The organism is Micromonospora acroterricola (assembly GCF_003172955.1).
In the GTDB taxonomy this organism is placed as follows: domain Bacteria; phylum Actinomycetota; class Actinomycetes; order Mycobacteriales; family Micromonosporaceae; genus Micromonospora; species Micromonospora acroterricola.
On record NZ_QGKR01000092.1, the window covers coordinates 1 to 8,198 of the forward strand.

Annotated in this window: 12 protein-coding genes, 1 tRNA gene and 1 pseudogene; 8 read left to right on the forward strand and 6 right to left on the reverse strand. The window is 72.0% G+C overall.

Annotation, left to right across the window (positions count from 1 at the left end):
• Positions 1-139: 139 nt before the first annotated feature.
• On the reverse strand, positions 140-1,318 hold the full coding sequence (locus tag DKT68_RS02165) for a sensor histidine kinase (RefSeq protein ID WP_109815755.1): 1,179 nt from the start codon (positions 1,316-1,318) through the stop codon (positions 140-142).
• Between the two features lie 118 nt (positions 1,319-1,436).
• Positions 1,437-1,832, reverse strand: a complete 396-nt coding sequence (locus tag DKT68_RS02170; RefSeq protein WP_109815756.1) for a VOC family protein — start codon at positions 1,830-1,832, stop codon at positions 1,437-1,439.
• Positions 1,833-1,977: 145 nt separating this feature from the next.
• Between DKT68_RS02170 and DKT68_RS02175 the strand changes: the two genes are divergently transcribed.
• Positions 1,978-2,982, forward strand: a complete 1,005-nt coding sequence (locus tag DKT68_RS02175; protein WP_109815757.1) for a hypothetical protein — start codon at positions 1,978-1,980, stop codon at positions 2,980-2,982.
• Between the two features lie 88 nt (positions 2,983-3,070).
• The gene (locus DKT68_RS02180) at positions 3,071-3,922 is read left to right on the forward strand and encodes an MBL fold metallo-hydrolase (protein ID WP_109815758.1); all 852 of its coding nucleotides are present in this window, start codon (positions 3,071-3,073) and stop codon (positions 3,920-3,922) included.
• Here the strand turns inward: DKT68_RS02180 and DKT68_RS02185 are convergent.
• Both DKT68_RS02185 and DKT68_RS02190 read right to left on the reverse strand, forming a co-directional pair.
• Positions 3,915-4,211: pseudogene (locus tag DKT68_RS02185) on the reverse strand (septum formation family protein); the annotation flags it as partial. The gene DKT68_RS02180 and the pseudogene DKT68_RS02185 sit on opposite strands and share 8 nt — an antisense overlap.
• Positions 4,139-4,363, reverse strand: coding sequence for a GntR family transcriptional regulator (locus DKT68_RS02190; protein WP_109815761.1), 225 nt, complete (start codon positions 4,361-4,363; stop codon positions 4,139-4,141). The gene DKT68_RS02190 and the pseudogene DKT68_RS02185, both read right to left, overlap by 73 nt.
• A 223-nt stretch (positions 4,364-4,586) precedes the next feature.
• On the opposite strand from DKT68_RS02190, the gene DKT68_RS31330 reads away from it, so the two are divergent.
• From DKT68_RS31330 to DKT68_RS02210, 5 genes are all read left to right on the forward strand, one after another.
• Complete coding sequence (locus DKT68_RS31330; RefSeq protein WP_201748865.1) at positions 4,587-4,760, forward strand: hypothetical protein; 174 nt, start codon at positions 4,587-4,589, stop codon at positions 4,758-4,760.
• Entirely contained in the window at positions 4,757-5,056 is a 300-nt protein-coding gene (locus DKT68_RS02195) for a hypothetical protein (RefSeq protein ID WP_236646677.1), read from the forward strand. Before DKT68_RS31330 ends, DKT68_RS02195 begins: the two co-directional genes overlap by 4 nt.
• Complete coding sequence (locus DKT68_RS02200) at positions 5,040-5,474, forward strand: VOC family protein (protein WP_109815759.1); 435 nt, start codon at positions 5,040-5,042, stop codon at positions 5,472-5,474. Before DKT68_RS02195 ends, DKT68_RS02200 begins: the two co-directional genes overlap by 17 nt.
• Positions 5,475-5,574: 100 nt before the next feature.
• Positions 5,575-5,856 carry a hypothetical protein gene (locus DKT68_RS02205; protein ID WP_201748866.1) on the forward strand — a complete coding sequence of 94 codons (282 nt, stop codon included), beginning with the start codon at positions 5,575-5,577 and terminating at the stop codon, positions 5,854-5,856.
• A gap of 836 nt (positions 5,857-6,692) precedes the next feature.
• Positions 6,693-6,932: a tyrosine-type recombinase/integrase gene (locus DKT68_RS02210; protein WP_109815760.1), complete on the forward strand. Its 240-nt coding sequence runs from the start codon at positions 6,693-6,695 to the stop codon at positions 6,930-6,932.
• 83 nt (positions 6,933-7,015) lie between these two features.
• On the opposite strand, the gene DKT68_RS02215 is transcribed toward DKT68_RS02210, so the two are convergent.
• Positions 7,016-7,088 (reverse strand) — tRNA-Arg (locus DKT68_RS02215).
• A 158-nt stretch (positions 7,089-7,246) separates the two neighbouring features.
• Here DKT68_RS02215 and DKT68_RS02220 point away from each other — a divergent pair.
• Positions 7,247-7,957: a hypothetical protein gene (locus DKT68_RS02220; protein WP_109815764.1), complete on the forward strand. Its 711-nt coding sequence runs from the start codon at positions 7,247-7,249 to the stop codon at positions 7,955-7,957.
• A 51-nt stretch (positions 7,958-8,008) separates the two neighbouring features.
• On the opposite strand, the gene DKT68_RS31725 is transcribed toward DKT68_RS02220, so the two are convergent.
• The coding region (locus tag DKT68_RS31725) for a hypothetical protein (protein ID WP_236646678.1) at positions 8,009-8,198 on the reverse strand (190 nt) is incomplete at its 5' end.

An 8,198-nucleotide genomic window follows, 5' to 3' on the forward strand; every position in this document is an offset into this window, starting at 1 on the left:
CGCCACGGCCGCCGGCGCGGCGAGCACCGGCGCGGGCGCCGGGACCCGGGGCGCCGGCACGCCGGCCAGCCCCGCCCGAGGCTCGGGTGCCCGGACCGGCCCGTCGAGCGCCACGGTGCGGTCCGTCGGGGCGCCGAGGTCAGCCGACACCGGGCCACTCCAGCCGGATCCGGGTGCCCGCGCCGGGGGCGGACCGCACCTCGGCGCGCCCGCCGACCGCCGCCATCCGGCCGCGGATCGACTCGCGCAGCCCGTACCGGTGCGGGGGGACGGTGGCCGGGTCGAAGCCGGGGCCGTCGTCGACGACCTCGACGACGACGGCGATCGCGTCCCGGGTCAACCGCAGCGTGACGCTCGCGCCCGGCGCGTGCCGGACCACGTTGGACAGCGCCGCGTAGGCGCTCTCGCTGAGCGCGTCGGCCACCCCGGCGGGCACCGCGCACGACGCCAGCTCAAGGTTCACCCGCAGCTCGGGCAGCCGGTCGGGCACCGCCCGCAGCCGCCCGTCCAGGGGCACCGGGCCGTCGCCGGGCACCGCGCCGACGTCGGTCAGCTCGACGAGGGTACGCAGGTCGGCGGCGCACCGCTCGCGCAACGCGGCCGACGGCACGGGCACCGCGCCGAGCCCCACCATGGTCAGCGTGCCGAGGACCGTGTCGTGCAGGTCGCGGTTCTGTCGCCGTTCGGCGTCCCGGGCCGCCCGCGCGACCAGCGCCTCCCGGGTCAGTCGGTGGTGCTCGGCGAACCCCCGGTCGGCGCGCCCGATCCGGCGGCGCATCACCGCCGTCATCATCGCCGTGCAGGCGGTCTGCACCAGCAGGGTGGCCGCGTGTGCCCGGGCCTCGCCGGGATTACCGGCCGCCTGCGTGCCCGCGGCGTACGTGGCGGTGATCAGCAGCCCGGCCGGGACCGACCAGCGCGTCGGGGCGGTGGCCTGCGCGTTGATGATGGTCGTGCTGGCCAGCACCGCGATCCAGCTGCCCTCCCCGGGCAGCACCTCGGGCGCCACCAGGCGGGGGATCAGCAGGCACGCCACCGCGGTGAGCGCGACGTCACCGGCGACCAGGGCGGGCGTGATGCCGTGGCGCAGCGCCCGGCCGGCGTACCAGAGCGACCAGCCGGTCAACACGGCCACACCGGGCAGCAGCAGGGCCGGCTCGACCGGTGGGGTACGCACCGACAGCGCCACCGCCGCGCCGACCAGCCCGCAGGTCAGCCGCAGCAGCGCGGGCATCGTGGTGAAGATGAGGGTGAACGCGCCGCCGGCCGGATTGTCCAGCGCGGGCGGCGACGCGGTCGGGGTGGCAACGGCCGCCATCGGGAGGCGTCCTTCCGACAACGACCCGGTCCGGGTCCGCACGGCATAGATCGACATCGGAGAATAGCATGGCCGCCGACAATCAATCACGCGTTCTGTACCGAAAGTCGCCGGTGTGTCACCCAGTGCTGCGAGGCTGGAGCAGGTCCCACCGGTTGCCGTACAGATCGGCGAAGACCGCGACCGAGCCGTACGCCTCGTGCCGGGGCTCCTCCAGGAACCGCACCCCGGCGGCGACCATCCGGGCGTGGTCCCGGGCGAAGTCCTCGGTGTACAGGAACAGGCCCACCCGGCCGCCGGTCTGGTCGCCCACCCGGGCCAACTGCTCCGCACTGCTCGGCCGGGCCAGCAGAAGTGCCGTCTCCCGGGCGCCCGGCGGGCGCACCACCACCCAGCGCGAGCCGTCCGGGCGGACGGTGTCCTCCACCAGCTCGAAACCGAGGCCGCCGACGTAGAAGTCGATCGCCTCGTCGTACTCCCGCACCAGCAACGCGACCAGTCCCAGATGTGCCATTCCGCCATCATGCCGGCGGCCGTGCGGCAACCCCGATCGGCGTTCGGAAGATGTGAGCTGTGCCTGCCCCGGCGTCCGTCTCCCCGGAACCGGGCGCGGTTCCCGCCCGTCCCATCACCTGGCAGAGAGAGAAGGTGGTGGGCCGATGCGCTCGGGCCGGACGGTACTGGCGGTGGCGCTGCTCGGCGTGGCGCTGGGCGGCTGCGCGGGCCAGGGCAGCGGGCCGGATGCGGGGGACGACCCCGGCCCGGCCCGGATCATCGAGAGATGGACCTCCTGCGCCGAGGCGGCACCACGGGCCGGTGCCGGTGTCGTGCTGCCGGCGCCGGACGGGGCTGAGCCGCTGCCGACCGGGGAGGACCCGGCGATCGGGCGGATCGACCCCGCGTTCACGCCGGTCACCGCCGTGCTCTGCGGCCGGGAGATTCGACCACGCCCCGGCGGCGGTGAGGAGCAGGTGGCCACCGAGCGGCGCGCCGACGAGATCGGTGCCCTGGTCGACGCGCTACGCCTGCCGGACCGGCGGCCCGACGGCGAGATCGCCTGCACCCTCGACATGGTCATCCCGCCCTGGCTGGCCCTGCTCGACGAGCGGGGTCGCTGGCTGCGCCCGTACCTGCCGGCCGACGCCTGCGGCAAGCCCCGCGCGGAGGTACGCGCCGCGCTCGACGGGCTGCGGCTGACCACCGTGGACAGCCGTACCGTCGGGCAGGTCGAGTCGGCGGCGGCCGCGGCCGCTGGCTGCGCGCAGCGGTGGGCGGACATGGTGTGGGTGGAGACGACCATGGGACGCCCGGGACCACCCGCGCCGGCGACGGTCCCGGCCGCGGAGCCGCTGCGCCTCTGCGTCTACCAGGTGCCCGCGTCGGAGCGGGGCGGCGGCAAACCGGCGGGTGACTTCGCGTACGGCGGGCCACTGCCGCCCGATCGGCAGGCAGCGGTGCTCCGCGCACTGGCCGCCGCCGGGCCGGCGACCGCGTGCGCCACCCCGGCGTCCCGCTTCGCGGTGCTGCGCCCACTGGACGGAACCGGCGGACCCGACCGGTACGTCGAGCTCGACGGCTGCCGGCGCTTCCTGGTCGTGCCGCCCGCCGGCGGGCCGCAGCTCGGACAGGGCGACGCCGCGCTGGCCGAGTTGCTGCGACGCTGACCCGTCGCTCTTTGCCCGATCCCGCCCGGATCGCCGTGGCGTTCTGCTGCACTGGGACGGGGAAGCGCGGCGGTGGGATGAGGAGCAGATGGCATCGTTGGCCTGGTCAACCTATGTCGCACCCGCCAAGCCGGTCGTCTCGACCGACCTGCCGCCCGGCGAGAGCCGCGAGATGTGGTCGCCCACCAGCTCGACACTGATCTACGGAGACCACGACGCGGTCCTGGTCGACGCCCTGCTGACCCTCGACGAGGGCCGGGCCCTGGCCGACTGGATCTCGGCCAGCGGCAGGAACCTCACGACGATCTACATCACCCACGCCCACGGCGACCACTTCTTCGGTGCGGCTGCCGTGCTGGAGCGCTTTCCCGGGGCGCGGATGGTCGCACCGTCGAGCGTCGTGGAGAAGATGCACGACCAGCTGGGGAAGCAGTGGTTCGACGGTGTGTGGCGCAAGGGGTTCCCCGACCAGATCGCGGAGCGCCCGCCCGTCGCCGAGCCGCTGGCCGGCGACACCATCGACCTGGAGGGCGAGCAGTTGGTGGCTGTCCCGACCGGCCACACCGACACCGACGACACGACGGTGCTGCACGTACCGTCGATCGGTCTCGTCGTCGCCGGCGACGTGGTCTACAACGACGTCCACCCGCACCTCGGCGAGGCCGGCCACGACGGCATCCAGAATTGGCGGGCGGCCCTGAGGACGGTCAACTCGTTGCGGCCGTGCACCGTCATCGCCGGCCACAAACGGGAGGGCGCCGACGACGACCCGAACACCGTCGAGGAGACGCGCGACTACCTGCAGGAGGTCGAGGCCGCCGCGCGACGCACCGGGAGCGCCGAGGAGCTGTACGCGGCGATCATCGAACGCTACCCGGACCGGATCAACCGTGCCGTCGCCTGGAAGTCCGCGCACGCGCTCAAGGGCAGGCTCAGTTGACCGGCAGCACCGCCGGGCCGCCGCCAGCGATGGACCGGGTGAGCTTGCGCCCGCCGGACCAGAAGTAGCAGCGCACCCCCCGATCACCACGCGCCCACAACTCCGGCGAGGGGAAGCGGTACTCGGTGCCGGTGCGGTAGCGCAGCCTGCCGTCGACGGGCACCTTCGCATAGCGGGCGATCACGGTACGGCAGGCCCCGTGGAACGCGGCTGCCGCTACTTCTGGCCGGCGACGTAGACACCGCGTCCGGGTTGGCCGACGACCAGGTCCCGGTCGTGCAGGAGCGAGACGGCGCGGTAGGCGGTGGCGACGCTGACATCGAACTGGTCGGCCAGCTCGCTCGTGCTGGGCAGCTTTGTCCCGGGCGCGAGATCACCACTCTTGATCTTTGCGGTCAACTCGTCGGCGATACGCCGATATTCGGCAGGCGCAGAGGGCATGAGGTCGGTTCCCTTGGTTCGGCCCTGCCATCTGACCATGGCCCAACCACCGTCAGCAAGTGATGTAAGAGGATCACGCACGGTGCTTTTACCTACATCAGATAGTGACGTAGGTTGGTCGTGGCTGCTCCCTTGGTTCGGCAAACCCGTGGGCAGCCCCGTCAGGGCGGCGTGGATCCCGTCGCCCTGACGGCTGTCCGTTGGGCTTGACGCAGGAGTGCCGATGAACCGGATCCGCTACAACGACTACCTACTCGCCACTGCGCTGACGATGGCTCGCCGGCATCGACCGGTGTGGAGCTGGACGCACTGGCGGCGGGTCTGCCGCTGCGGCTCGGAGTTGCCCTGCCACACCCGGCACCGCCTCCCGATCAGCCGGGGCCACTGGCCGTCGTGAGCGTTCCAGCCACGGGGGACATCGTGCTCATCGGTGCCGCCGCCAGCGTCCAGTTCGCCGGTGACCGTGCTCTCCGGCTCCGCATCTCCGCCGTGAACCTGGGCCCGACCTACCACGGTTGGATCTGGCTGACCGGCTACGTCCTCGACAAGCGGGGGCGGGCGGTCGACCGGCGTGAGGTCTACGTGCAGGCGGCCGGCATCGAGATCCTGACAGCCGATGCAGGTCCGGCGAGGCGCGCCGCGGGCGAGAGTCAGAGGCGCGGACTACGGTCTCGGCATGGCAGCCAGCATTGATCTGACGCTTGACTCCACCGACGCGCAGGTGCTCGCCGCGTTCTGGAAGACGGCCCTGGGCTATGTCGACGAGCCGCCGCCCGCGCCCTTCGCCACTCGCGAAGAGTGGCTCGCGCAGTTCGACCTGCCGGAGGATGACGTCGCGGACGATGGTGCGTGGCTGTGCGATCCCGACGGGGTCGGCCCTCGCCTCTCCATCCTCAACGTTCCCGAGCCCAAGACGGCGAAGAACCGGCTCCACATCGACATTCGGGTCCCCGGCCACGGCAGCCACGACGAGCGGTGGTCGCGGATCAGGGCGGAGTCGGAGCGTCTGGTGAAGGCGGGCGCGAGCGTCCTGGAGGAAGTCGACGGCCACCACGTGGTGATGGCCGACCCCGAGGGCAACGAGTTCTGCGTCGCCGCAGCCTCAGCCTGAAGGGTGGCTTCAGTATTGGTGTGGGTAGCGCGAATGGCTGCACATAAGACGGGTGCGGAGGTGTCTAGCGCGCACGGGGGAAGCCGAGAGAGGAGCAGGCATGTCGACCGAACCGGAGCCGGGCCTCGCGCCCGCGCACACGAGACCCCGCCATACCGAGGCTGATCCGGTCATGATGACGGTCGACGGGCACAACTTTCGCATTCGTGAGCGTGCTGAGAATCCCGGCGAGTACGACTTCGACTGGCTCAGCGGGCCGCACGACTACGGCTTCGGGATCAGCAGAGCTGACGGCTCGGCAATGACCCTGCCGCAGATGCGGGAAGCCATCCGTAACTTCCTCGCTGAGATCGACCCCGCCACCGGATACCTGAAGGAGTAGATCTTCAAGTTTTGTCACCATCAGTGCGACCAGCGGTAATGGTGGCGCGCCCGGCAGGATTCGAACCTGCGGCCTCGGGATTAGAAGAAGATCGTGGATGGCTGGCCGGCCGACGGGTGGCCACGGAAAGCCCTAGGCTGACGCCATGTCGGCCGAGCACAACGTGATTGACCTAGACGAGCACGATCGTCAGCCGGCGCTGTCGGGGCGAACCGCCCCTGTCCGCCTCGTGACCAGACGGAAGTGGAATGTGCGGCTCGTAGCTGCGTTCGTGGTCGGCGTTGTGCTAGGCGGTATCGGTGTTGGAGTGCTGCGAGACTCGCGGGAGGAACGAGAGCGGAACGCTTCGGTTTCACTCGTGGCCTTCCCTGCATCCGCCGGTGGCGGGGGTTCGGATGCCACGGGCATCCTCCGGCTGGACGGGCAATTGGCAGTAATCAACGCTGGCCCCACGCCGATCACGGTGAGTGCGGCTAGCGGTCAACGACCCGGCGTCCAGGTTCATGACACCGGCCAGTCTCGGCTGCTACGCCCGGGCGGTACCGGTTGGATCAGTGTCAAGCTGCGCATCGAGTGCGCTCTCGCCTTTGGGAGCGAGCCGTTGTCGATACGGTTCTCCGTCGAGACCGCCGACCGACAGGTCCGAGAGGCCAGTTATCCCGTCGCCGTAGCGGGAAGCGTTTGGCACTACGGGGCTGAGCGGCCATGCACGCCTCGCTGATTGGGGAAAGCGTCGCGGCTAGCGCTGAAGCGGATCTCTGAGGAGGGCCGGGGTTCGGGGCAGAGCCGAAATCTTCTGATCGTGTCGTTCCCAAGCGTGGCCGGCCGGCCCGCCGATGCCGGCTGGAGGTCGCCAGCAGGCCGGGGCCGGGCCGGCGCCGCTTGACTGGCTGCGGCTGCACGACTTGCGGCACGCCTGCGCGACGTTCCGGCTCGTTGCCGGTGCCTCGCCCCGGACGGTGATGAAGGTGCTCGGTCACAGTCAGATCGGGCTGACGATGAACACCTACGCCCACGTCCTGCCGGAGATCGAGCGGGCCGCCGTGGACGAGGCTGCGAAGCACCTCTTCGGGTGACTTGGCTGTACGAATGGCTGTACGCAAGCCCTGGTGGTCGTCTCGACCGGGAGCGGAAAGCCGCTGACCTGCGGTGAGGTGGGTGCGCCCGGCAGGATTCGAACCTGCGGCCTTGGGATTAGAAGTCCCCTGCTCTATCCGCTGAGCTACGGGCGCGTGGCGTGGGTGTCGCGCCACGAGGGTACCGCCGCCCCGCCTCGTGGCGGGGAAAAGGGTGCTCGCGTCCACGTCGCCGAGCAGGGTCTCACGGTGGCCGGGTGACCGGCATCCGGGTTCCCGCCGGTCAATCCGCTGCCGGACCGTACCCTCGGCTGGTGCTGCTGGATTCCGACGCCGAGAACGACGTCGCCTACGAACTGTGCCAGATCGTCGGCCGCGCCATCCTGCCGTACCGGTCGTCGGACGCCACCGACCAGCGCTTCGGCACCGCCTTCTTCTTCCAGGGCACCGACGACCCGGTGGGGGAGTCGCTGCTGACGGCCGCCGACCTGATCGGTACCCCCGGCGGGGAGCTGGGCCTGCGCGCGAGCGTCACCGAGCCGGCCGGGGTCGCCCCGGCCGCTGTCGCGGAGGACGAGATCCGGCCGGGCTGGGCCCGCTTCCCCGGCGATGGCGTCGCGGTGCTGCCCACCGGCGGGCTGCACCGGTATGCCGGCGACGGCGGCTGGCGGTGGCGCGTACAGCCGGTGCCCGCCGGGATCGCCGCCGGGCCCGAGGTGGTCGCCCGCCTCGGCGCCGACGCCGGTTCCGCTTTCGTGCTGGCCCATGGGGTACGCGAGGACGGGTCGAGGCCGCTGGAGGTGGCCATCGAGCGGGTGGTCCGCGACGGGGACGCCGTGCGGATCACCACGGAACTGCCACCGGGGTACGTCGGCGCGCCGGTCTTCGTCGTCCAGGCGGACGCCGCCGGGGACGTGTCGCTGTACTGCCTGGGCCTGGTGCTCCCCGGCGTCGACGGTCACCCGGTGGCGACGTTCGACCGGATCCGGGCCGTCCTTGCGGCGGCGACACCCGGCGACGCCTGAGCCCCGAGCTGTACGGGGTCGCTGTCGGGCGGGCCAGGAGCCCGGCGGGGGTCAGTCGCCGGTCGTCACCGCATCGGCCGGATCGCCCGCTGGCCGCCGACTCCCCGGCAACCGGGCCGCACCGGACGCCGCGTCGCCGGGCGATGCGCTGTCGGTCGACGCGCTGCCCTCTGGCCTGGCGTCCGGCGAGACGGTGTCGATCGGGTCCCCGGCGGCAGGGGCGGGGTCGGCCGGGGCGGTG